Raw genomic sequence first — 22,686 nt, 5'->3', positions numbered from 1 at the left:
CATCCGCGTCCCCCTGCCCGGGGCCGCCAAACGTCCGCCGGTTTCCGCCCGGCCCCCCGGGTAACCCGGGCCGGGACCCGGACCACCCATGTCGCGGAGGCGCCCCCCATGCCCCAGTACGGCTATTTCCTCTCGTGCGAGCAGTACCGTCCCGCCGAGCTGATCGAGCAGGCGAGGATGGCCGAGCAGGCCGGGTTCGAGGCCCTGTGGATCTCGGACCACTACCACCCGTGGAACGGCGAACAGGGGCAGAGCCCCTTCGTGTGGTCGGTGATCGGCGCGCTGTCCGAGGCGGTGTCCCTGCCGGTGGGCACGGCGGTGACCTGCCCGACCGTGCGGACGCACCCGGCGGTGGTGGCGCAGGCGGCGGCCACCGCCGCGGTGATGTCGCCCGGGGAGTTCCGGCTCGGCGTGGGCACGGGCGAGGCGCTGAACGAGCACATCCTCGGGGACGCCTGGCCACCCGCGCACGTGCGCCTCGAGATGCTGGAGGAGGCGATCCAGGTGATGCGCCGGCTGTTCTCCGGCGAGGAGGTCAACCACCACGGCGCGCACTACACCGTGGAGAACGCGCGCCTGTACACCGTGCCCGACGAGCCGGTCCCGATCGACATCTCCGGCTTCGGACCCGCGGCGACCAAACTGGCGGCCCGGGTCGGCGACGGCTACATCACGATGATGCCCGAGGCCCCGATGGTGGAGCAGTACCGCAAGGGCGGGGGCGGCGGAAAACCGGTCAGCGGCGGCACCAAGGTCTGCTACGGCACCGACCGCGACGCCTGCGTGCGCACCGTGCACCGGCTCTGGGCGAACGAGCAACTGCCCGGCGAGCTGGGCCAGGTGCTCCCCTCGCCGAAGCACTTCGAGCAGGCCCAGACCCTGGTCACCGAGGACATGGTGCGCGGGGGCCGGGTGTGCGGCGACGACGTGGACGAGCACGTCGCGGAGCTCCGGCAGTTCGCCGACGCGGGTTTCGACCGCGTCTACGTCAGCCAGATCGGCCCCGATCTGCGGGGCTTCTTCGACCTCTACCGCACCAAGGTGCTGCCGCAGCTCCGACAGGCGGGCTGACGCCGGGCGCGGCGGCGCGCCCGGCCGGTCAGTCCCGGCGGCCGGGCGCGGGGTCGGACTCCGGGCGCGGCGGCACGACGCCGGCCGTGGGCGGCGCCGACGGCACCGGCGGGACGGCGGCGCCGGCCCCCGGGGGCACCTTGCCCGCCGGGGCGGGCCGGGCCGCGCCGCGCAGGACCAGCGCCAGCACGCCCAGGATCACGGCCGTGATCAGCGCGGCCGCCCAGCCCGGCAGGACCAGGGCGAGGGCGAGGCCGGCGGCCAGCGACACGGCCGCGCCCGCGTAGAGGGCGGCGGCGCCCGATCCGGCGTACAGGGCCGCCCTGCGGCGCTGTGCCCGCGCCTGTTCGCGCAGTTCGTCGCGCACGGTCTCGCGGGCCACCTGCGCCAGTTCGTCGACCAGGTGCTTGTCCAGATGTTCCAGGTGCTCCAAGCGCTGCATGGCGTCCGGGTACCCGACGCCCGCTCAACTAGGCTCGCCCGTATGGAGATTCTGGGTGCCACACTGCGTGTCTGCGTCGACGACATCGAGTCCGCCATCCCCTTCTATGAACGGCTGGCGGGCGGCAGCGCCCTCCGGTTCGAGCGGGGCGGCGTCCAGGTCGCGGCGGTGGGCTGCTTCCTGCTGATGAGCGGTCCCGCCACCGAACTGGACGTGCTGCGCAAGGTCGCGGCGACGATCGCGGTGAAGGACGTCGAGGAGACCCGCCAGGTGCTCGCGGAGATGGGCGCGGACATCCTCGCGGGCCCGCTGCCCTCCCCGGCGGGCCGCAATCTGCTCGCCCGGCACCCTGACGGGGCGGTCTACGAGTACGTGGACCGCCCCTCCTGAGCCGGGCGGTCACGGCGTGGGACGCATCCGGAAGTCGTACCGGGCGGGCAGCGGCTCGCCGGTGAGCGCGGCCCACAGCCGTCCGACGGCCTCGTCGCCCTCCCGCAGGTCGGCGACCTCGAAGCCCTCGTCGAACACGGCGCGGGCCTCCTCGCGCCGTCCTTCGGCGAGCAGCAGCCCCGCCTGGACCAGCCGGAACCGCCCCCGGGCCCGGGTCGCGGGATCCAGCCGCTCCCACACGGACCGGGCGTCCCGGGTGCGCCCCGCGGTGAGCAGGGCGTCCACCGCCTCCCGGCCGAGCGCGGCGGTGACGGCGGTCCACGCCGCGTCCCCGCCGCGCTCCCGGCAGAGGTCGTCGAAGGCCCGCGCGTAGCGTTCGGCGGCCCGCTCGGGGTGACGGTCCTCCTGGTCGGCGACCGCGAGACAGCGCAGCGCCGGCCAGGCCGCGGGGGCGTGCCGCAGTCCCCGCTCCCAGCTGCGCACGGCCTGCGCCCGGTCGCCGGCGTGCCACTGGGCGACGCCCAGGTGGTACTCGGTGAGCGGGGTGGCGGGGGCCGTCTCCAGCATGTCCCGCCAGTGCCGGGCGACGAGGGTCCCGCCGGGCGGCCGGGCCGTGGGCGGCCCCGGGAAGGAACCGGCGCGCAGCAGGTGCAGCCACGGTCGCTGCTCCTCGCCCAGGGTGGACTCGTCGAAGGGCGTGCCGGGCAGCTTCCAGCCGGAGCGCAGCACCTCCAGCGCGCCCCAGCCGGAACCGGTGGCGAGCCGCTCGCCGGGTTCCGTGTCGGCGCACGGCTCCCAGGCCGCGTGGGCCGCCTCGACGGCGGCGCGCGGCAGGACCGCCTCGAGCCGGGACTCCGCCTCCGCCAGTACGCCGGTCCACTCCCCCTCGGGCGGCGCGGCGAACGGCCCGTACGCCTCCAGCCAGGACACCTCGCTCCCGGCGTCCAGCCGGACGTGTTCCAGCTGGGTGCGGGCGAGTCCGGCCTGGATCTCGCAGTAGCCGCCGGTGCCGGGCTCGGTGAGCCAGCACTGCCAGCTGCGGCCGCCGGGCCCGCGGCCCCACACGAACAGCTTCCGGCCGCGCAGCACGTCGGTCGAGGTCTGCACCAGGCCCTCGCCGCCGGTGTCCAGGGCGGCGATCCAGCGCCTGCGGTGCTCGGGCACCTCGTAGAAGTAGTCGGCCGCGTAGGTGCTGTTCGGCGGATACGTCCGGTCGACTCCGTCGTGCACGGGCACGGGCACCCGGCTCAGTCTCTGCTCGTAGCCGAAGTGGTAGGCCTCCTCGGCGGGGGCGAGGACCCGGCACTCCTCGGGGACGGCGATGTTGGACCACCAGTAGGCCGGCACCGGACTCTCGTGCGGGTTGCGGATCCGGACGCCGACGTACAGGAAGTCCGAGCCGTCCGGGAGCCACAGGTCGACCTGGAAGGGCAGGTCGCGCAGCCGCTCCCACTCCCACAGACGCAGCATCTCCCCGCCGTCGGGGGCGGGGACGCGGGCCGCGTGGACGGGTGAGCAGGACAGGGTGGTGTGGCCGGTGGCGCCGATGTTCCATTCGATGCCGCCGGAGAACCAGGCGCCGTTGAGGGCGAAGTTGGCGGGCTGGAACACCGGGTTGCGGTAGAGGAGTTCGCGGCCGGCGGGCTTGTGGACGAGGGAGGCGATCCGGCCGCCCAGGGCGGGCAGCACGGTGGCGCGCAGCCGGTCGTTCTCGATCACGAGGGCGTCGACCGGGCGGGGTTCGCGGCGGCGGTCGTAGCCGTCGCGCACGCGGACGGGCAGCAGGCTGCGCAGCGGCTCGTAGCCGATCTGCCGCGCCATGTCGCGCGGCAGGTCCTCCTTGTCGCGGTCCTCGACGCGGTGCATCTCGTCGAGGGGCCGCAGTGCGGGCAACGGGTTGTCGGGGCCCAGGTGTGCGGCGGGCAGCGTCAGTACCTCACGTCGGATCGTCGTCACGATCTCCATGGAAGCCGCCCCGGGCCCCGCTGAACAGGGTTGCCGCGCGTCAGGTTCCGCGGCGACCCGGCATGTCGCTGGTGAGCGCCCAGCGTTCGTGGTCGCGCCAGGCCCCGTCGATGAAGAGCATCTTCGGCGAGAAGCCCTCCAGGCGGAACCCGCAGGAGCGGGCCAGGGCGATGGAGGCGGCGTTGCCCGGCTGCACGTTGATCTCCAGCCGGTGCAGCCGCATCGGCCCGAAGGCGTGCCGCACCACCAGGTCCAGGCCCTCGCGCATCAGTCCGCGGCCCGCCGCGTGCGCGAAGGCCCCGTAGCCCAGGGCGCCGCACAGGAAGCCGCCCTCGACGATGTTGTTGATGTTGATGAACCCGGCGAGGGCGCCGTCCGCGTCCTTCTCGCAGACCAGGAACCCGGCCTTGGCGGGGTCCCCGATCAGCCGGTCCGCGTACGCCGCGTACGCGGACCGGCTGTCCGGCGGGAACAGCCAGGGGTGGTGGAGGTCCTTGCTCTCCCTGGCGCGGGCGGTGAACTCGGCGGCGTCCCCGTGGGTGAAGTGGCGCAGCCCCACGCGGAGGCCCTCGGCGAGGTAACGGGATGCGGTGTGCGGCACCCCGTCACCCTACGACGGACCCGGGCGCCCCCGCTCGCGGCGGCTCAGCCCAGTGCCGGTTCGTCGAGCGTCAGCGTGCCCGCGCCGGCGTCGAGTTCAGCGGCCACGCCGAAGGGGACGGTCAGCGCGTCGTCGCAGTGGCCGAACCCGAACTGCTCGGCCACCGGCACCCCGAGGCCGCCGAGCCGGTCGGCGAGCAGCGCCCGCACCCCTTCGTACGGCCCGCACTCGGCCCAGGACCCGAGCAGCAGCCCGCTGACGCCGTCCAGCCAGCCGGACCGCAGCAACTGGGTCAGCCAGCGGTCGAGCCGGTAGGTCTCCTCCCCCACGTCCTCCAGGCACAGCAGTCCGCCGCGCGCGGAGGGCCGGGCGTGCGGGGTGCCGAGGTCGCCGGCGAGCAGCGCGAGGCAGCCGCCGAGGGTGACGCCGCGGGCCCGGCCCGGGACGAGCGCGGTGCCGTCGGAGGCGATGGTGCGGACCGTCTCGGGAGCGAGCAGCGTGGCCCTGAGGTGCTCCTGCGCCCGGGCGCTCTTCAGGAAGTCGAGGCCGGCGGCCATCGGCCCGTGCAGGGTGACGAGGCCGAGCCGGACCGCGAACGCCTCGTGCAGCGCGGTGATGTCGCTGAACCCGACGAACACCTTGGGCCCTGCGGCCCGCATGGCGTCCCAGTCGAGCAGATCGACCATGCGCTGGACGCCGTAGCCGCCGCGGGCGCAGATCACCGCGTCGACGGCGGGGTCGCACCAGGCGGACTGGAGGTCGGCGGCCCGGTCGGCGTCGCTGCCGGCGAGGTAGCCGAACTCGCCGTGCCGGTCCAGGACATGGGGGGCGGCCACCGGGTCGAGGTCCCAGCCGCGCAGCACGTCGAGTCCGGCCTGGAGCCGCTCCTCGGGCACCGGGCCGCTGGGCGCGAGGACGGCGACCCGGGCGCCGGGTGCCAGCCGGGCCGGCCGTCGCAGGGGCACGACCTGGTTCATCCGCCCAGCTCCAGCGTCGGGACGCCCGGTGTCTTCATGCCGAACACCTGGGCGTACAGGGAGAGTTCCGCCTCCAGTGCGCGGACCATGGTCTCCGCCCGGCGGAAGCCGTGCCCCTCGCCCTCGAAGGTGATGTAGGCGTGCGGCACGCTCCGGCCGGCCAGCCGGGCCAGGAACCGCTCGCACTGCACCGGCGGGCAGATCGGGTCGTCCAGCCCCTGGAGCAGCAGGAAGGGCGCGGTGAGCCGGTCGGCGTGGGTGACGGGCGAGCGTTCGGCGTACTTCCCGGGGACCTCGGCGCGCGGGCCGATCAGGGTCTCCAGGTACTGGGACTCGAAGTCGTGGGTCTCCCCCGTGCCCCAGCCGGCCAGATCGAGCACCGGGTAGATGATGGTGCCGCAGGCGTAGACGTCGGTCGTGGTCAGCGAGGCGGCCGTGGTCCAGCCGCCGGCGCTGCCGCCGCGCACGGCGAGCCTCGCGCGGTCCGCGGTGCCCTCGTCGGCGAGGGCCAGCGCGACGGCGGCGCAGTCCTCGACGTCGACCACCCCCCACTCCCCGCGCAGCCGGTTGCGGTACTCCCGCCCGTATCCGGTGGAGCCGCCGTAGTTGACCTCGGCGACGCCGATGCCGCGCGAGGTGAAGTAGGCGATCTCCAGGTCCAGTACGAGCGGCACCCGGCCGGTGGGTCCGCCGTGCGCCCAGATGACGTACGGGGGGCGCTCGCCGGCCGGGCCCTCGCATCCGGGGTGGTGCGGCGGGTAGACCTGCGCGTGGATCTCCCGGCCGCCCGGCCCGGTGAAGGTGCGGACCTGGGGCTCGGGGTAGTACGCCGGGTCCACGGCGTCCTCGTGGCGGGCGCCGATCACCCGGGCGCGGCCCGTGCGGGTGTCCAGTTCCACCACCTCGTGACCGCTGCGTGTTCCCGCCCCCACGGCGACGACCCGCTCGCCGAGCGCCGCGAGGGTGGGCGTGAACTCGGTCCAGGGGCCGGCGGCGTCCACCACCTCGCCGGTCTCGGGGTCGAGGACGCCGAGCGCGGGCGCGCCCCGGCCGTGCAGGACGGCGACGAGTCCGCCGTCCAGCGGGGCGAACCAGCGGTGGCCCAGCTTCCACAGCGGCCCGCCGAACTCCTCCTCGCGCGGGCAGAGGGGCTCCCCGTCGCGGTAGAGGTTCCACCAGCCGCTGCGGTCGCTGGCGTACAGCAGCCGGCCGTCGTGGGTCCAGTCGGCCTGGGGGACGGACTCCTCGGGCCCGCCGGCCACCGTGCGGGCGTCGCGCAGGGTGCCGTCGGCCGAGACGTCGGCGACGAGCAGCTCGGTGCCGTCCCACGGCATGCGCGGGTGGTCCCAGCCGATCCAGGCGGCCCGCAGCCCGTCGGGCGAGAGGCGCGGTCCGGTGACGAACCGGTGCCGTCCGTCGCTCAGCTCCCGCACGGCGGCCCGGTCGTCGGCGGCGGAGCCGTCCAGCGGTACGGCGGCCAGCACGCGGCGCACGTCGCTGGGCCCTTCGCCGGTGAACTCCTCCAGGACGCACCACACCTCGCCGCGCTCCGGCAGCAGCACCGGTTCGGCCCAGCGCAGCCCCTGCCCGACCGGGGAGACGGGGGTGAGCGGGCGGGGCTCGCCGCCGGGCCCGTACCGGTACAGGCGCTGGTCGGCGAAGTTCACGAACACCACCAGCGGGCCGCCGTCGCGCACGGTCCCGGCCCAGGGCCGGCCGCCGTACTCGATGACCCGGGTGCGCACGTTCCACGGCGCGGGCAGCACGGACTCCTCCGTGCCGTCGGCGTGCCGCCGGACCAGGGTGCGCCGGCCCGCCTCGGCGGGCCGGGGCTCGGTCCACCACACCTCGTCCCCGACGAAGCCCGCGAACTCGGGGCTGCCGTCGTGGGCCGCGGCCGTGGCCGCGTCGACGGGCGAGGGCCACTCGCCGTACGCCAGGGTCTGCACTGTCTCCCCCACTCGCTCAGGCCGTCCGCAGGAACCGGTCGAGGACCCGGACGCCGAAGTGCAGCGCCTCGACCGGGACACGCTCGTCGACCCCGTGGAACAGGGCCTGGTAGTCGAAGCCCTCCGGCAGCTTCAGCGGCGCGAATCCGTAGCCGGTGATGCCGAGCCGGGAGAACTGCTTGGCGTCGGTGCCGCCGGACATGCAGTACGGCACCACGTGCCCCTCGGGCGCGAACTCCTCGACGGCGGCCCGCATCAGGGCGAAGGTCGGCGAGTCCACCGGCGCCTGGAGGGCCACCTCGTGGTGCGCGAACTCCCAGTCGACGTCCGGTCCGGTGAGCCGGTCCATGGTCGCCCGGAACTCGTCCTCGGCGCCCGACAGGTACCGGCCGTCGACGTGCGCCACGGCCTCGCCGGGGATCACGTTGACCTTGTAGCCGGCGTCCAGCATGGTCGGGTTGGCGCTGTTGCGGACGGTGGCCTCGACCAGCTTGCCCGCCGTGCCGAGCTTGTCGAGCAGGGCGTCCACGTCGGACAGGTCGGGCTCGATGCCGTACAGGGCGGCGAGCTCGCCGAGCGCGGCCCGTACCGTCGGGGTGAGCCGCAGCGGCCACTGGTGCTCGCCGATCCGGGTGATGGCGGCGGCCAGGCGGGTCACCGCGTTCTCCCGGTTGACCTTGGAGCCGTGCCCGGCCCGGCCGCGCGCGGTGAGCTTCAGCCAGGCGGTGCCGCGCTCGCCGGCGGCGATCGGGTAGATCTGCCGTCCCGAGCCGTCATGGAAGGTGAACGCGCCGGACTCGCTGATGCCCTCGGTACAGCCCTCGAACAGGTCGGCGTGCCGGTCGGCGAGGAATCCGGAGCCGTCCTCGGCGCTGGCCTCCTCGTCGGCGGTGAACGCGATCACCACGTCGCGGCGGGGCCGGACGCCCTCACGGGCCCAGGCCCGCACCACGGCGAGGATCATCGCGTCCATGTTCTTCATGTCGACGGCGCCGCGCCCCCAGACGACCCCGTCGCGGACCTCGCCGGAGAACGGGTGCACGCTCCAGTCGGCGGCCTCGGCCGGCACGACGTCCAGGTGCCCGTGGACGAGCAGCGCGTCCGCGGACGGGTCGGTGCCCTCCAGTCGCGCGACGACGTTGGTGCGTCCCGGGGTGCGCTCGAGGAGGACGGGTTCCAGTCCCGCCTCGGCGAGCCGCGCGGCGGCGTACTCGGCGGCGGGCCGCTCCTGGCAGTCGCCGCCGCCCCGGTTGGTCGTGTCGAACCTGATCAGGTCGGACGTGAACGTCACGACCTCGTCCAGGGCCCGCTCGTCAGCCATACTGCTCCTCCACCGCGTTCGAGGCGATCGTGGTGACCGCCTTGAAGGTGCGGATTCCCTCGTACATGGTCGCGCTGGTGTACGCGATCCTCCGCTCGCCGGTCCGTGCCACGCCCGGCACGACGGTGGCGGCCATCGCCAGGTGCTCGGCGTCGAACTCCACCGCGACGGTGAACGGCCCGGCGTCCACCGGCTCCCGGCGCACCGCCAGCGCGGCCGCCTGCTTGGCCGCCGCGCGGATGTCGGCCGCGGTCCGGGCCGGCGTGCGGCACACCGCCGCATACCGGGACACATGGTCCTTGACGGCGACCTTCAGCGCCTCGGGCGCGTAACCGAGCGCGTCCTCGCAGGCCACGTCGTCACCGGTGACCAGGACCACCGGGACCCCGTACTCGGCGACCACGTGGGCGTTCAGCAGGCCCTCGCTGGCCCGTACGTCGTCGACCCACACCCCGGTGATGGAGTTGGCGAGGAAGGTGTGCGCGAGGACGCCCTCCATGCCGGCGCCGGCGTGGTAACCGATGAAGGCGATGCCGTCGACGTCGCCGTGCTGCACGCCCTCGACCATGGACAGGGCCTTGTGCCGGCCGGTGAGCATCTCGGCCCGCTCGTCCAGCCGCTCCAGCAGCAGGTTGCGCATCGTCCAGTGGGCCTCGTTGATCAGCACCTCGTCGGCACCGCCGTCGAAGAAGCCCTGGACGGCGGCGTTGACGTCCGAGGTGAACATGGACCGGCACCGCTCCCACTGGGGATGGCCCGGCAGCACGTCGGCCGGCCAGGTGACACCGGTTGCGCCCTCCATGTCGGCGCTGATGAGGATCTTCATGCGTATGACGCTACATGGCGCCGAATATGCTGGCCAGGGGCCATCCCCCAGTCACAGGTCCACACCACTGGCACCGGTCGCCGGCATGCGGAACGACGCCCCGGACGCCGGCGGTCCGGCCCCTGTCGTCCACGGCCGGCGCCGGCCCCTACGCGGCGCGTCCCGTCACGTGCCAGGTGGACGGCAGTTCGATGCGGGTGCCGTCGGGGCCGTACTCCGTGGTGGTCAGCGGCAGGGTGCCGCTCGCCAGCACGGTCAGTCCGGCCGCCGTCAGGAACTCGGGCACCTCCGCGTCGGCGACCTCGCCGGGGGCTATGCCGTGCCGCAGGACCGGCGCGAGCTTGGGCGGCGGTCCCGCCGGGCCGGTCGCGAGGCCCCGCAAGACCTCCCGCGCCGCCTCGGAGGGCTCGACGAGGAAGGCGCGGCCGCGCTCGCCGACCACCGTGGCGATGCCGTCCACCAGCGCCTGCCGGTCGTCGGCCTCGCACTGGTGCAGCACACCGCGCATGTACACGTTGGCGTCGCCGAGTTCGGCGTGCAGGGCCTGCGACTCGGCCTTCTCCACGGCGTCCAGTTCCCGGTAGGCGGCCCGTCCGGCCGGGTCGGCGCCGCGGGCCAGGTCCAGCGCGGCGGCCGACAGGTCGGCGCCGAGGACGCGCGGGAAGCGGGCGGCGAGGAAGCGGGTCTGGGTGCCGTTGCCGCAGCCGAGGTCCACCAGGGGCAGCTCGGGGTCGGTCAGATGCGGTTCGAACAGGGCGAGATGGCGGGCCACGGCGAGGGCGGGCTCCGCGTCCCAGAACACCGCTCCCCGCTCGACCGGCGCCTCGCGCCAGAAGCTCTCCCAGGCCTCCCGGTACCGACTGGTCACGCTCATGCCCAACTCCCCAGGGTGCGACGCCGGCCCGCCCCGTGCGACGGGCCAGTACGGTGTATCGCGCCGGGGGCGCGCGGACAAGCGCGCGGCGCGTTCCTTCACGCCGCGTTCGACCCGCGACGCGCCGCCGTACCACCGGCGCGGTCGCTCAGCGGCGGCGTGGCAGCGTCAGTTCGAACCACACGCTCTTGCCGGCCGCCGTCCGGTTGGCGCCCCACTGGCGGGCGAGCGTGGAGACCACGCGCAGTCCCCGCCCGGACTCGTCCGTCGGCCGCGCGTCGATCAGCGTCGGCAGTTCGTGGTCGTCGTCCTCCACCTCGCACAGCAGTGTGTCGCCGCGCACCAGCCGCAGGGCGACCGGGCGGGCGTGCGCGTGCCGTACGGCGTTGGTGACGAGTTCGCTCACCATCAGCTCGGCGCCGTCCGCGAGCTTCGGCAGTCCCCAGTCGTGCAGTTGCTCGCGCACCACCGCGCGGGCCCGGCCGACCTCGGAAGGGCCCGGCGCGATCCGCCATTCGGCGACGTCGTCGGGCGCGATGCCGCCGAGGCGCGCCATCAGCAGGGCCACGTCGTCCTTGCGGCCGCCGGGCCCGGCCTCCGGGAAGGTCGCGGCCAGGGCCCGGATGATGGTGTCGCAGGCGTCGTCCATGGACGCGGCCGGGTGCGCGGCGGACTCGCACAGCGCGGCGAGCCCTGCGCCGATGTCCTCGCCGCGCACCTCGACCAGCCCGTCGGTGCACATCACCAGCCGGTCGCCGGGCCGCACGGGCACCCGCACCGCCTCGAAGGGCACCCCGCCGACCCCGACGGGCGCGCCCGTGGGCAGGTCGAGCAGTTCGCTGCGCCCGTCCTCGGCGCGCACCAGGACGGGCGGGATGTGTCCGGCGTTGGCGAGGTGCAGTTCACCCGCGATGGGGTCGAAGACGGCGTACAGACAGGTCGCGAGATAGGTGTCGCCGAGCCGTTGGGCCAAGTCGTCTAGGTTTCGCAGGAGTTGGGCGGGCGGCAGGTCCAGCGCGGCCATGGTCCGCACGGCGGTGCGCAACTGGCCCATCATCGCTGCCGAGTTGAGGCCGTGTCCCATGACGTCGCCGACGACGAAGGCGGTGCGGGCGCCGGGCAGCTTCACCGCGTCGAACCAGTCGCCGCCGACCCGGCCCAGCAGGGTGCCCGGCAGATAGCGGGTGGCGATGTCGCAGCCCGCCATGCGCGGCGGGATCCGCGGCAGCATGCTGTCCTGGAGGGTCTCGGCGACGTTCTCCTGGTGGGTGTACATGCGGGCGTTGTCGAGCACGAGGCCCGCGCGGGCGGCGAGTTCGGCTCCGGTGACGCGGTCCATGTCGTTGAAGACCTGCCGCTCCGGATGACGCAGCAGGATCATGAAGCCGAGGACGACGTGGCGCGCCTTGAGCGGGACGACCAGCATGGACCGGCCGGTGATCAGCGGCCGGATGTCGCGCTTGTCGAACTGTGAGGCGATGGCGTGGCCGGCCTCCTCGCTGATCCGCGGCACCAGGACGGGTTCGCCGGTGGTCATGCACTGGAAGAACGGGGTGTGCGCCGGAAAGGGCATGGCCTCGCCGACCGGCACCACGTCGTCCCAGCGGCCGGGTTCGTCGGTGTGCTCCAGGGCGACCCGGTGCCACATGGTGGTGGTGTCCGGCACGCCCTCGTCGAATCCCTCGCCGGCCACGACCTGTTCGCGCAGATAGGTGCCGGCGACGTCGGTGAAGCGGGGCACGACGGCCTTGCTGACCTCGACGATGGTGCGGGCCAGGTCGAGGGAGGTGCCGATCCGGCCGCTGACCTCGTTGAGGAACTCCAGGCGCTCCCGGACGGCGGCGTACTCCAGGTCCTCGCTCTCGTCCCGCAGGTCCTCGGGCACCGGTTCGCCGGCCGCCAGGGCCCGCGCGGCCCGCTCCCGGCGCTCGCGCCGCCCGGCGCGCCGCGGCACGCCCCAGTCGGGAGTGACGGGCACCCGGTCGTTCTGGCTGAACTCCAGTATCGGATAGCCGAGTTCCAGTATCTGACCGACGATGCGGGCGCTGTCGCCGACGCTCATGCTGGGGAGGATCTCGGGGAGCCGGCGGGCCAGGTCCTCGGCGCCGGGGAAGTCGGTGTGCAGCGCGAAGCCGGGCGCGACGCGGGCGGAGGTCCCGGCGCCGGCCGTGTGCGGGCCGTCCGCGTCGGCGGCCAGCACCAGCAGCCGCTCCCGTCCCGGGCCCACCAGCGGATAGGCCCACCACAGCACGTCGACCCGGCCGTCCCCGGCCGCGGCCAGACGGGCCCGGCCGGCCGCCGGGTAGGACAGACCTCCGCCGAGTGAGGCGCCGAGGCCCGGCCCGAGCCCGTCGTGGGCGGCGTACTCCCCGTACGGGGAGTCCTCCTCGTCCTCGGGCAGGGCGCCGCCCACCGGCAGCAGGTCGACCGCCGGGCGGCCGAGCGCGTCCTCCTTGGTGACGGAGAACAGCCGGCGCGCGCCGGTGCTCCAGTGGGAGACGAGCCCGTCGCGGTCGACCACGACGACGGCCAGCGGGATGCGGCCGCCGGGGCCGGCCGCCGCGCCGTCCCCCGCGCGGCGATCCGGAGGTGCATCCCGCTCGGTGCCACGTTCCATGGCCCAGGCCCTCTCTCCCCCGGCTGTGCAAGATCTGTACCGCCGTCACCACCGTACGGCCACGGTCGGCGGCGATGTGCGGCAATACGGGAATTGCCCGCCGGGTCTCGCACCGGCGCGCGTTCGCCCGGGCGAGTGACCGTTTCAGTCCTCGTGCCCCAGCTGGAGGTCGCGTTCCGTGCGGCCTCCGCCGGCCACCTGGAGCACCGTCGCGACCGGCGGATAGCCGGCGGCGATGACGGTGTACTCGCCGGAGGACAGGTCGACGAACCGGAAGGTGCCGTCGGGTCCGGTGGTGAGGGTGTCGACGACGTTGCCCGCGGCGTCCAGCAGGGTCACCCGCGCCTCCTCGACCGGCCGCCCGCCGCCCGCCCGCACGGTGCCGCGCAGTACGGCGCCGCCGGCCAGCTCGACGTCCTGGCGGGTCTCGCGGGCGGCCTGGACGGTGACGGGGAGGGCCGCCGGGCGGAAGGCGGGGGCGCTCGCGGCGAGGGTGTACTCACCGGCCACCAGCTCGCTGATGACATAGCCGCCCTCCCGGCCGCTGCGGGTGCTCGCGACGACCTCCCCGTGGACGTTGGTGAGGGTGACGGCGGCGTCCCGCACCGGGGTGCCGTCGGCGGTGACGACGCTGCCGGCCAGGCGGCCCGCGCCGCCGAGGACGACGTCGAGTTCGACGGGCCGCTCGCCGACGGTGACCGAGACCGCCTGCGGCTGGTGACCGCCCGCGGCGGCGATCAGGACGTACGATCCCGGGCCGGGCGTGGCCAGCGCGTACCGCCCGTCCGGGCCGCTGGCGCCCCGTCCGGTCTGCTGTCCGGAGACGTCGATGAGGGTGAGCGCCGCGCGCGGCACGGCGGTGCCGTCGGGGTGCTGCACGGTCCCGCAGACGGGGATGCCGCCGGTGTGCGGCGCACGGGACTGCGGCACCTGTGCCGTGAAGTGCGGTGTTTCCTGGGCCGGTTCGGCGGTGGGGGCGTGGTGGGACACCAGTGGTTTCTCCTTGAGGAAGAAGGCGATGAGCAGGCCGAGGACGAGCACCGGCACGAGGTAGAGGAAGACGCGCGGCATGGCGTCGGCGTAGGCCTGGACGTAGGCGTCGCGCAGCTCGGGCGGCAGCGCGTGCACCAGCTCGGGGGTGATCGACTCGGCCTCTGGCACGGCCCCCGCGTGCGCGGGGAGGCGTTCCTCGAGCGCGTCGGTGAGCCGCCCGGCGAAGAGGGTGCCGAAGACGGCGGCGCCGACGCTGCCGCCGATCTGCCGGAAGTAGTTGTTGGCGCTGGTGGCGGTGCCGAGGTCGGCGGGGCGCACGGAGTTCTGCACGGCGAGGATCAGCACCGGCATCACCATGCCGATGCCGGTGCCGAGGACGGCCATCCAGATGCTGTAGTGCAGCCGGGGCGTGCCGGTCTCCAGCCGGGACAGCAGCCACATGCCGGCGACGGACAGCGCGGTGCCGACGAGGGGGTGGCGCCGGTAGCGGCCGGTGCGGCTGATGAGCTGCCCGGAGACGATCGAGGCGACGACGATGCCGCCCATCATGGGCAGCATCAGCAGTCCGGACTCGGTGGCGGAGGCCCCGTCGACCATCTGCAGATAGGTCGGCAGATAGCTGGCGGCGCCGAACAGGGCGACGCCGGTCACCAGGCCGACAAGTCCGGTGACGTTGAAGACGGAGTCCCGGAACAGCCGCAGCGGGATGAGGGGTTCGGCGGCGAAGCGCTCGACGACGAGGAAGAGGACGGCGGCCGCGGCGGCGCCCGCGCCGAGTCCGAGCACCACTTCGGAGTCCCAGGCGTACTCGGTGCCGCCCCAGCTGGTCAGCAGCACCAGGCAGGTGGACGCGGCGGCCAGCAGCAGGGTGCCGAGGACGTCGAAGCGGGGCCGGGCGGCCGGCTTGGGCAGCTTCAGGACCAGGGCGACGACGGCCATCGTGACGATGCCGAAGGGGACGTTGACGTAGAAGCACCAGCGCCAGGAGAGATGGTCGGTGAAGTAGCCGCCGAGCAGCGGTCCGGCGACGGAGGCGAGGCCGAAGGCGGCGCCGATGAGTCCCATGAAGCGGCCGCGCTGCCGCGCGGGCACGATGTCCGCCATGATCGCCTGGACGCCGATCATCAGTCCGCCCGCGCCGACGCCCTGCACCGCGCGGAAGGCGATCAGCTGGTCCATGGTCGAGGCCCGGCCCGCCAGCGCGGAGCCGACGACGAAGACCAGGATCGCGAACTGGAAGACGCCCTTGCGGCCGAGCAGGTCGCCGAGCTTGCCGTAGACCGGCAGTCCGACGGTGGCGGTGAGCAGGTAGGCGGTGATCGCCCAGGACATCTTGTCCAGTCCGTGCAGCTCGCCGACGATCTTCGGGAGCGCGGTGGCGACGATCATCTGCTCCAGGGCGGCGAGCAGCAGCGCCAGCATCAGCGCGAGGAAGACGAGCCGGACCCGGCGCGGGTCCAGGCCCTGCTCCACGACCGGTTCCGGGGGCGGCGGGCCCCCGGCCGGCGGTGCCGTGACCGGCTCGTCCTGCGTCAGAGTGATCCCGCCCATGTGCCCGCTCCCCTCGTCGCACCGCCGGACATTTCCCGCGTAAAAGCGACAACTACGAGCAAGCGTGGTGAGTTACGGCGCAGAGACGGGCCGTATCGAGATCACCCGAACCGGTGAGGAGCCAACTCCGCACCGGTGACGGGGTGTTGGCGCCCTACTTACTTCTCGACCTCCGCGGCGAGCCGGACCAGCAGCGCGTCGTAGATGCGGGCGAGGCCCTTGGGGGCGAAGGTCTTCTCGAAGAAGCCGCCGATGCCGCCGGCGCCGTTCCAGACGGTGGTCACGACGACCCGGGAGCGGCCCTCGCCGGCCGGGGTGACCCGCCAGGTGGTGACCATGGAGGAGTTGCGGTCCTTCTCGACCAGCTCGCCGTCGGTCGGCTCGGTGACCTCGAGCAGGCAGTCGCGGACCCGCTTGCTGGTGGCCTGGAGCTTCCAGTGCACGAGGGTGCCCTCGCCGTCGCCGCCCTCGCGCACCTCGTACTCGCTGTACTGCTCGGGCAGCACCTTCTGACGGGTGCCGCTGTAGTCGGCGAGGGCGTCGAACACCGTCTCCGCGTCCGCCGCGACGATCCGCTCCGTAGTGGCCTCGACCTGCGCCATCGCTTTCCTCCAGGGCATGGGTTACCAGGGTCGGGGCAAGCCAACCACCCCCGGGCCCGGCCACCCAAATCGGGGTTCCGGTTGTGACCGGGGATGTCGCTCGCACGATCAAGGGAACACATGTTCTATTCTGTGCGACAGCGATACCGAGGAGGCGTCATGCGCTGGGAGAACCTCTCACCGGACTCCGAACACAGCCGGGCCGACGCCGCGCTGTTCGGCGCGGAGGCGGTCACCACCCGTACCTTCGACACGCCGGAGTTCCGCGGCATCACCTTCCACGAGATCCGGGCCCGCTCGATCGTCAACCGGGTGCCCGGGGCCTCCCGCATGCCGTTCGAGTGGACGGTGAACCCGTACCGGGGCTGCTCGCACGCGTGCGTGTACTGCTTCGCCCGCAAGACCCACGGCTATCTGGACCTCGACACCGGGCTCGGCTTCGACAGCCAGATCGTGGTCAAGACGAACGCGCCCGAGCTGCTGCGCCACCGGCTGGCCTCTCGGAGCTGGCGGGGCGAGCACATAGCGATGGGCACCAACGTCGACTGCTACCAGCGCGCGGAGGGCCGCTACCGGCTGATGCCGGGCATCCTGGCCGCGCTGCGCGACCACGCCAACCCGTTCTCGATCCTCACCAAGGGCACGCTGATCCTGCGGGACCTCCCGCTGCTGAGGCAGGCCACCGAGGTGACCGACGTGGGCGTCTCCGTCTCGGTGGGCTTCACCGACGAGGAACTCTGGCGGACGGTGGAGCCGGGCACCCCGGCCCCGGAGCGGCGGCTCGAGGTGGTGCGGACGTTCGCCGGGCACGGCATCGGCTGCGGGGTGCTGATGGCGCCGGTGATCCCCTTCCTGAGCGACCGGCCGGAGCAACTGCGGGCGGCGGTGCGGGCCATCGCGGCCTCGGGCGCCACCTCCGTCACACCCCTGGTGCTGCATCTGCGGCCCGGTGCGCGCGAGTGGTTCATGTCCTGGCTCGCGCGGCACCACCCGCACCTGGTCGACCGTTATCTGCGCCTCTACGCGGACGGCGCCTACGCCCCGAAGTGGTACCAGCGCCGGGTCACCCGGCAGGTGCACGAACTGGCGCGGGAGTACGGCATCGGCCCGGCCGGCCCCGGGATGCCCCGGCGGATCCGCGCCGCGGAGCCCGCCGAACCCGTCGGGAGCTCACCTGCCGAGCCGGCCGAGCCGACCCAACTGACGCTTCTGTAGGCGCGTTCGAGCGGAGTCAGCGGCCCAATTGGGTCAAGAACCGACCGAACGCGTTCAGGCAGGGCCCCTCTCCGGGACTATGCCGCGTGAGCCGTGAAGCCCGCGGTCCGCAGCACTCCGGTCCTGGGAGGACCCCCATCATGAGAAAACGCGCAGCCGTGCTGTGCGGTGCCGCCGTCGTCCTGGCCGGAAGCCTCACGGCCGCGCCCGCCGAGGCCGGCGTCCCGCACGCCGCCGGAACGTCCCGCGCCGCGAAGCCGGCGTGGAAGAAGTGCGGCACCGAGGACTACCCGACCCTTCAGTGCGCGTCCGTCAAGGTGCCGCTGGACCACGCCGACCCCGCAGGGCGGAAGATCACGCTCGCGCTGTCCCGCGTCCCGCACACCGCGAAGAAGTACCAGGGCCCGCTGCTGGTGAACCCGGGCGGCCCCGGCGGCAGCGGGCTGACGCTCGCCGGTTTCATCGCGTCGTCGCTGCCGGAGAAGGTCGCCGCCCAGTACGACGTCATCGGCTTCGACCCGCGCGGGGTGGGCGCGAGCGAGCCGGCGCTGGACTGCGCGCCGGACCACTTCGCGCCGGTGCGCCCGGACTCGGTGCCCACCTCGCCCGAGGTGGAGCGGGCCAACCTGACGCGCGTGCAGTCCTTCGCCGCGGCCTGCGGCCGCAAGTACGCGGATCTGCTGCCGCACATCGACACCGCGAGCGCGGTGCGCGACATGGACGTCATCCGCCGGGCGCTCGGCGCGAAGAAGATCAACTACTTCGGCTACTCCTACGGCACCTACCTGGGCACGGTGTACGCCAAGCTGTTCCCGGAGCGGGTGCGGCGCCTGGTCCTGGACTCCGTGGTCGACCCCACGCAGGTCTGGTACGACTCCAACCTCGACCAGGACTACGCCTTCAACGACCGCCACCGGGCGTTCATGACGTGGGTCGCCAAGCACGACCGGGCCTACGGGCTGGGCACCGACCCGGAGAAGATCGAGGCCGAGTGGTACGCGATGCGCGCCGCCCTGAAGAAGGACCCGGCCGGCGGGAAGGTGGGCGCCGCCGAGCTGGAGGACACCTACCTCCCCGGCGGCTACTACAACGGGTACTGGCCCTATCTCGCGGAGGCGTTCTCGGCGTTCGTGAAGGACGGCGACGACGAGCCGCTGGTCGACGCGTACGACGGGTTCGGCGCGACCGACGCCGCCGGGCACAACGGCTTCAGCGTCTACACGGCGGTGGAGTGCCGGGACGCCCCCTGGCCGCGTGACTGGCGGCAGTGGCGCAAGGACAACTGGGAGGCCTACGAGCGGGCGCCCTTCATGACCTGGAACAACGCCTGGTACAACGCGCCGTGCGCGTTCTGGCCGGCCGAGTCGCTGCGGCCGGAGCGCATCCGCAACAGCAGGCTGCCGTCGGCGCTGCTGTTCCAGGCGACGCACGACGCGGCCACCCCCTACCAGGGCGGTGTCACCGTCCACCGGCTGCTGGCGCACTCCAGCCTGGTGGTGGAGTCGGGCGGCGGCAACCACGGCATCACGCTGAGCGGGAACGCCTGTCTGGACCGGCATCTGGCGGCCTATCTGGCCGACGGGACCGTGCCGCGCGGGGGCAGCGGCGACGCGGACGCGGTGTGCGCCGCGCTGCCCGACCCGAAGCCGCTGAAGTCGAAGGCGGCTCCGTCGACAGCACGCGGTTCGACCCTGCACGGCCTGCTCGGCTTCCGCGGCTGAGCGCCTGACGCGCCGTCGGGGACGGGGCTGTCGCACCCGTGGTCCATGATGGGGCCATGAGCGAACCGGCCGGGATCCCCGCCCCCGACGACGGCGTGCGGTTGCCCCGCGGTGGTGGGCGCGTGAGCGGGCCGCTGCTGCGCGCGATGACCGCGGCCGACTGCGACCGCGTCGCCGAGATCCGCGTACGGGGCTGGCGGCACGCCTACCGGGGGCTCGTGCCGCAGCCGTACCTCGACGGCCTCGACATCGCGGCGGACGCCGAGCGGCATCGGGCGCGGCTGCTGCGGGGCGACGGCGGCGTGGTGAACCTGGTGGCGGAGACCGGGGACGGGGAGCTCACCGGCTGGGCGGCCTTCGGCCCGTACCGGGACGGCGGTGTACGCACCCGGGAGGCCGAGCTGTACGCGCTGTACCTGCCGCCCGAGCGCATCGGCCGGGGCGTGGGACGGGCGCTGCTCACGGAGGCGGTCCGCCGCTGCGCCGACGCCGGCCACCCGCGCATGTATCTGTGGGTCCTCAAGGACAACGCCCGCGCCCGCCGCTTCTACGAGCGCGCCGGTTTCGGCGCGGACGGCGCCGAGGAGCCGTTCGAGGTGGGCGGGGTGGCGGTGCCCGAGGTGCGGTACGCGAAGCGGCTCACCGGCTGACGGACCGCCGCGGCCCGCGCTAGCGCGGCCGGGGTATCCGGGGTCCCCGAGGGCGGCCCTGGCGGGGAATCCGGGCCAGGGCGTGCACGGCCGCCTCGGCCAGCGCGGGGTGGGCGAGGGCTTCGGTGAGGACGGGCTCGGCGCGCGGGTCGCCGAGTGCGCCCAGCCCCTCCACGCAGGCGAGGGCGACCCGGCGGTAGGGGTCGTGGGGGCGCAGCCGCCGGCGCAGGGTGGTGATCAGGGCGGGGACCGCCTCGGGGGCGCGCAGTTCGGTCAGCAGGCGGACCGGGTGCAGGGCGTAGGCCACGCGGAGTTCGTTCGTGGCGAGGGCGGCGGCGGCGCGGGCGGTGCGCGGGTCGCCGAGCCGGGCGAGGGCGTGGGCGGCGGAGGCGCAGCGCGGCGGGTCACGGTGGTTGAGCAGCAGCACCAGCGCCTCGAAGGCCCGCCGGTCCCCCGCCAGTCCGAGCCGGAACGCGGCCAGTTCCCGTGCCCACAGCGGCTGTCCGGGGGCGGTGAGGACGGCGGCCAGGCTGTCGGGCTCGTCCGTGCCCAACAGCCGCTCGTACACGGCCCCTCCACCCGACTCCCCCCGTAAGCGCTCCGTGAGCGATCGCAACTCTTCGTCCATGTCCCCGAGGTTAGGGGTGCGCGGGGCAGCGCGGGACCTACATCACAAAGCCGGGGGCTGGCGCGCTCGTTACCCGGGAGTTAAGCTCAGACGAGCGAGTTACCCACTCGCGACCCTCCTCATGGCGGTCTGGTGACGCGGCAGCCGTGAGTCGCAGTCGGTTCGGTACTCCGTGTACCGCAGTACGGCTCGGCCCCGGGACAGGGCCGGTCGGATCCGCCGCCGCTTCGCCGGCGGCAGCCGGGCGTGTGCGCTCGCAGCCCGGTCCACACCCGCATCCCGCACGCACCCGGTGCGCCCTTCGGCGCACCCGGGCGTGTTTCCCGTCGTCACCCTCATTCCTGGAGTCCCGCGATGGCCACTCCCCTCTCCGACACCTCTCTGTCCCCGCTGCGGACCGTCGCCGTGGTCGGCCTCGGCACGATGGGCACCGGCATCGCCGAGGTCCTGGCCGGCGCCGGCCGCGACGTGATCGGCATCGACATCAGCGAGGCGCAGACCGCCAAGTGCGTCACCGCCCTCGAGGCCTCGACCGCCCGCGCCGTGGAGCGCGGCCGGCTGACCGGGCCGCAGCGGGCGGAGCTGCTCGCCCGGGTCACCACCTCCACCGACCTGGGCGCGGCGGCCGGCGCCGACCTGGTGATCGAGGTGGCGCCGGAGTCGTACGAGATCAAGCAGCAGATCTTCCGTGAACTGGACGGGATAGTCCGGCCGGAGACCGTCCTGGCGACCGGGACCAACGCCCTGTCCGTCACCCGGCTCGCCGCCGACTCCGCCCGCCCCGAGCGGGTGCTGGGCATGCACTTCTTCAACCCCGCCCCGGCGATGAGACTGGTGGAGATCGTGTCCTGCGTGCTGACCGCGCCCGCGGCCGTCACCGCGGTCACCAATCTCGCCCTGGACCTGGGCAAGGAGCCCGTCGCCGTCGGCGACCGGCCCGGATTCGTCGCCGACGGGCTGCTGTTCGGCTACCTCAACCAGGCCGCCGCGATGTACGAGGCCAACTACGCCTCCCGCGAGGACATCGACGCCGCGATGAGGCTGGGCTGCGGCCTGCCGATGGGCCCGCTGGCACTGCTCGACCTGATCGGCGTGGACACCGCGCGCACGGTCCTGGAGGCCATGTACGCCGAGTCCCGCGACCGGCTGCACGCCCCGGCCCCGGTGCTCAAGCAGCTCAGCGAGGCCGGTCTGACGGGCCGCAAGGCGGGGCGCGGTTTCTACACGTACGAGGCGCCGGGCAGCGGCACCGTCGTGCGGGACGCCCTGACCCCGCTGGAGGGCGGCTCCCCCACCGCCGGGCGTACGGTGCGCTCGGTGGGTGTCGCCGGCTCCGGCACCATGGCCTCCGGTATCGCCGAGGTGTTCGCGAAGGCGGGCTACGAGGTGGTCCTGGCCGCCCGCAGCGAGGAGAAGGCACGGAGTGCCAGGGCCCGGATCGGGAAGAACCTGGCGCGCTCGGTCGACAAGGGCCGGATGACCGCGGAGGCCGCCGCGCAGACCCTGGAGCGGGTCCGCCCGACGGGCACCTACGACGACTTCGCCGACGTCGACCTCGCGGTCGAGGCGGTCGCCGAGGACCTGGAGGTCAAGCGGCAGCTGTTCGCGGCGCTGGACAAGGTCTGCAAGCCGGGCGCGGTCCTCGCCACCACCACCTCGTCGCTCCCGGTCGTCGCCTGCGCCCGCGCCACCTCGCGCCCGCAGGACGTGATCGGCATGCACTTCTTCAACCCGGCGCCGGCCATGAAGCTGGTCGAGGTCGTGCGCACGGTGCTGACCGCCGACGACGTGCACGCCACCGTGCGTGAGGTGTGCGGCACGATCCGCAAGCACGCCGTGGACTGCGGCGACCGGGCCGGGTTCATCGTGAACGCGCTGCTGTTCCCGTACCTCAACAACGCGATCAAGATGGTGGAGGAGCACTACGCGTCCCTCGACGACATCGACGCCGCGATGAAGCTGGGCGGCGGTTACCCGATGGGCCCGTTCGAACTGCTCGACGTCGTCGGACTGGACGTCTCGCTCGCCATCGAGAAGGTGCTGCACCGCGAGTTCCGCGACCCCGGTCTCGCGCCGGCGCCGCTGCTGGAGCACCTGGTGGCCGCGGGCTGCCTCGGCCGCAAGACGGGCCGCGGCTTCCGCGAATATGCCAAGCGCTGAGCCGCGCCCCGGCGACTGGTTCACGAACGGCGCGGAATGGGGCGGGCTGCTCGATCCCGACCGGTTCCCGCCTCCGGCCCCCAGCGGCCCTCCCCCGCCCGCCGAGGGCGGGGGAGCCCCCGGTCATGCGCGC

Annotated in this window: 18 protein-coding genes; 6 read left to right on the top strand and 12 right to left on the bottom strand. The window is 73.9% G+C overall.

The window, feature by feature from the left end; genetic code table 11:
- Positions 1-108 precede the first annotated feature (108 nt).
- Entirely contained in the window at positions 109-1,071 is a 963-nt protein-coding gene (locus tag CNQ36_RS27370; protein ID WP_121547945.1) for a TIGR03557 family F420-dependent LLM class oxidoreductase, read from the top strand.
- Positions 1,072-1,099: 28 nt separating this feature from the next.
- On the opposite strand, the gene CNQ36_RS27365 is transcribed toward CNQ36_RS27370, so the two are convergent.
- On the bottom strand, positions 1,100-1,513 hold the full coding sequence (locus CNQ36_RS27365; RefSeq protein WP_121547944.1) for a phage holin family protein: 414 nt from the start codon (positions 1,511-1,513) through the stop codon (positions 1,100-1,102).
- A gap of 42 nt (positions 1,514-1,555) precedes the next feature.
- Between CNQ36_RS27365 and CNQ36_RS27360 the strand changes: the two genes are divergently transcribed.
- Entirely contained in the window at positions 1,556-1,903 is a 348-nt protein-coding gene (locus CNQ36_RS27360) for a VOC family protein (RefSeq protein ID WP_004922839.1), read from the top strand.
- A 9-nt stretch (positions 1,904-1,912) separates the two neighbouring features.
- On the opposite strand, the gene CNQ36_RS27355 is transcribed toward CNQ36_RS27360, so the two are convergent.
- From CNQ36_RS27355 to CNQ36_RS27310, 10 genes are all read right to left on the bottom strand, one after another.
- Positions 1,913-3,868 carry a DUF5107 domain-containing protein gene (locus CNQ36_RS27355; RefSeq protein WP_121547943.1) on the bottom strand — a complete coding sequence of 652 codons (1,956 nt, stop codon included), beginning with the start codon at positions 3,866-3,868 and terminating at the stop codon, positions 1,913-1,915.
- A 40-nt stretch (positions 3,869-3,908) separates the two neighbouring features.
- A complete protein-coding gene (locus CNQ36_RS27350) occupies positions 3,909-4,469 on the bottom strand; it encodes a GNAT family N-acetyltransferase (RefSeq protein WP_121547942.1) in 561 nt (186 codons plus the stop codon).
- Between the two features lie 44 nt (positions 4,470-4,513).
- Complete coding sequence (locus CNQ36_RS27345; RefSeq protein WP_121547941.1) at positions 4,514-5,446, bottom strand: S66 peptidase family protein; 933 nt, start codon at positions 5,444-5,446, stop codon at positions 4,514-4,516.
- On the bottom strand, positions 5,443-7,395 hold the full coding sequence (locus CNQ36_RS27340) for a prolyl oligopeptidase family serine peptidase (protein ID WP_163013377.1): 1,953 nt from the start codon (positions 7,393-7,395) through the stop codon (positions 5,443-5,445). Before CNQ36_RS27340 ends, CNQ36_RS27345 begins: the two co-directional genes overlap by 4 nt.
- A 16-nt stretch (positions 7,396-7,411) precedes the next feature.
- Complete coding sequence (locus CNQ36_RS27335; protein ID WP_004922848.1) at positions 7,412-8,716, bottom strand: M20/M25/M40 family metallo-hydrolase; 1,305 nt, start codon at positions 8,714-8,716, stop codon at positions 7,412-7,414.
- The gene (locus tag CNQ36_RS27330) at positions 8,709-9,542 is read right to left on the bottom strand and encodes a M55 family metallopeptidase (RefSeq protein ID WP_121547939.1); all 834 of its coding nucleotides are present in this window, start codon (positions 9,540-9,542) and stop codon (positions 8,709-8,711) included. The genes CNQ36_RS27335 and CNQ36_RS27330 overlap by 8 nt, the downstream gene beginning before the upstream one ends.
- Before the next feature lie 148 nt (positions 9,543-9,690).
- Complete coding sequence (locus CNQ36_RS27325) at positions 9,691-10,416, bottom strand: class I SAM-dependent methyltransferase (RefSeq protein ID WP_121547938.1); 726 nt, start codon at positions 10,414-10,416, stop codon at positions 9,691-9,693.
- Positions 10,417-10,564: 148 nt separating this feature from the next.
- Entirely contained in the window at positions 10,565-13,033 is a 2,469-nt protein-coding gene (locus CNQ36_RS27320) for a SpoIIE family protein phosphatase (RefSeq protein ID WP_121547937.1), read from the bottom strand.
- A gap of 144 nt (positions 13,034-13,177) precedes the next feature.
- The gene (locus CNQ36_RS27315) at positions 13,178-15,577 is read right to left on the bottom strand and encodes an MFS transporter (protein WP_121547936.1); all 2,400 of its coding nucleotides are present in this window, start codon (positions 15,575-15,577) and stop codon (positions 13,178-13,180) included.
- A 158-nt stretch (positions 15,578-15,735) separates the two neighbouring features.
- A complete protein-coding gene (locus CNQ36_RS27310) occupies positions 15,736-16,179 on the bottom strand; it encodes an SRPBCC family protein (protein WP_121547935.1) in 444 nt (147 codons plus the stop codon).
- Between the two features lie 159 nt (positions 16,180-16,338).
- Between CNQ36_RS27310 and CNQ36_RS27305 the strand changes: the two genes are divergently transcribed.
- The 3 genes from CNQ36_RS27305 (at position 16,339) to CNQ36_RS27295 (ending at position 19,765) form a co-directional block, all read left to right on the top strand.
- Positions 16,339-17,394: an Rv2578c family radical SAM protein gene (locus CNQ36_RS27305; RefSeq protein WP_121547934.1), complete on the top strand. Its 1,056-nt coding sequence runs from the start codon at positions 16,339-16,341 to the stop codon at positions 17,392-17,394.
- Positions 17,395-17,534: 140 nt separating this feature from the next.
- Entirely contained in the window at positions 17,535-19,115 is a 1,581-nt protein-coding gene (locus tag CNQ36_RS27300) for an alpha/beta hydrolase (protein WP_121547933.1), read from the top strand.
- 146 nt (positions 19,116-19,261) lie between these two features.
- Positions 19,262-19,765 carry a GNAT family N-acetyltransferase gene (locus CNQ36_RS27295; protein ID WP_206278583.1) on the top strand — a complete coding sequence of 168 codons (504 nt, stop codon included), beginning with the start codon at positions 19,262-19,264 and terminating at the stop codon, positions 19,763-19,765.
- A 19-nt stretch (positions 19,766-19,784) separates the two neighbouring features.
- On the opposite strand, the gene CNQ36_RS27290 is transcribed toward CNQ36_RS27295, so the two are convergent.
- Positions 19,785-20,393 (bottom strand): adenylosuccinate lyase, encoded by a 609-nt coding sequence (locus tag CNQ36_RS27290; protein WP_121547932.1) that lies wholly within the window; start codon positions 20,391-20,393, stop codon positions 19,785-19,787.
- A gap of 354 nt (positions 20,394-20,747) precedes the next feature.
- Here CNQ36_RS27290 and CNQ36_RS27285 point away from each other — a divergent pair, with 354 nt between their 5' ends.
- Positions 20,748-22,553: a 3-hydroxyacyl-CoA dehydrogenase family protein gene (locus CNQ36_RS27285; protein ID WP_121547931.1), complete on the top strand. Its 1,806-nt coding sequence runs from the start codon at positions 20,748-20,750 to the stop codon at positions 22,551-22,553.
- Positions 22,554-22,686 lie beyond the last annotated feature (133 nt).

The sequence above is a fragment of the Streptomyces fungicidicus genome (assembly GCF_003665435.1).
GTDB lineage: Bacteria > Actinomycetota > Actinomycetes > Streptomycetales > Streptomycetaceae > Streptomyces > Streptomyces fungicidicus.
The sequence above is the reverse complement of the archived record's forward strand: the minus strand, read 5'-3'. Positions and strand labels throughout refer to the sequence as shown.

Bases quoted from the DNA above. Each gene is read 5' to 3' on its own strand.
- CNQ36_RS27335 (WP_004922848.1), bottom strand. From the start codon at position 8,716: ATGGCTGACGAGCGGGCCCTGGACGAGGTCGTGACGTTCACGTCCGAC.
- CNQ36_RS27355 (WP_121547943.1), bottom strand. From the start codon at position 3,868: ATGGAGATCGTGACGACGATCCGACGTGAGGTACTGACGCTGCCCGCC.
- CNQ36_RS27360 (WP_004922839.1), top strand. From the start codon at position 1,556: ATGGAGATTCTGGGTGCCACACTGCGTGTCTGCGTCGACGACATCGAG.
- CNQ36_RS27310 (WP_121547935.1), bottom strand. From the start codon at position 16,179: ATGGCGCAGGTCGAGGCCACTACGGAGCGGATCGTCGCGGCGGACGCG.
- CNQ36_RS27330 (WP_121547939.1), bottom strand. From the start codon at position 9,542: ATGAAGATCCTCATCAGCGCCGACATGGAGGGCGCAACCGGTGTCACC.
- CNQ36_RS27315 (WP_121547936.1), bottom strand. From the start codon at position 15,577: ATGGGCGGGATCACTCTGACGCAGGACGAGCCGGTCACGGCACCGCCG.
- CNQ36_RS27295 (WP_206278583.1), top strand. From the start codon at position 19,262: ATGACCGCGGCCGACTGCGACCGCGTCGCCGAGATCCGCGTACGGGGC.
- CNQ36_RS27325 (WP_121547938.1), bottom strand. From the start codon at position 10,416: ATGAGCGTGACCAGTCGGTACCGGGAGGCCTGGGAGAGCTTCTGGCGC.
- CNQ36_RS27320 (WP_121547937.1), bottom strand. From the start codon at position 13,033: ATGGAACGTGGCACCGAGCGGGATGCACCTCCGGATCGCCGCGCGGGG.
- CNQ36_RS27300 (WP_121547933.1), top strand. From the start codon at position 17,535: ATGAGAAAACGCGCAGCCGTGCTGTGCGGTGCCGCCGTCGTCCTGGCC.
- CNQ36_RS27285 (WP_121547931.1), top strand. From the start codon at position 20,748: ATGGCCACTCCCCTCTCCGACACCTCTCTGTCCCCGCTGCGGACCGTC.
- CNQ36_RS27370 (WP_121547945.1), top strand. From the start codon at position 109: ATGCCCCAGTACGGCTATTTCCTCTCGTGCGAGCAGTACCGTCCCGCC.
- CNQ36_RS27345 (WP_121547941.1), bottom strand. From the start codon at position 5,446: ATGAACCAGGTCGTGCCCCTGCGACGGCCGGCCCGGCTGGCACCCGGC.
- CNQ36_RS27305 (WP_121547934.1), top strand. From the start codon at position 16,339: ATGCGCTGGGAGAACCTCTCACCGGACTCCGAACACAGCCGGGCCGAC.
- CNQ36_RS27290 (WP_121547932.1), bottom strand. From the start codon at position 20,393: ATGGACGAAGAGTTGCGATCGCTCACGGAGCGCTTACGGGGGGAGTCG.
- CNQ36_RS27365 (WP_121547944.1), bottom strand. From the start codon at position 1,513: ATGCAGCGCTTGGAGCACCTGGAACATCTGGACAAGCACCTGGTCGAC.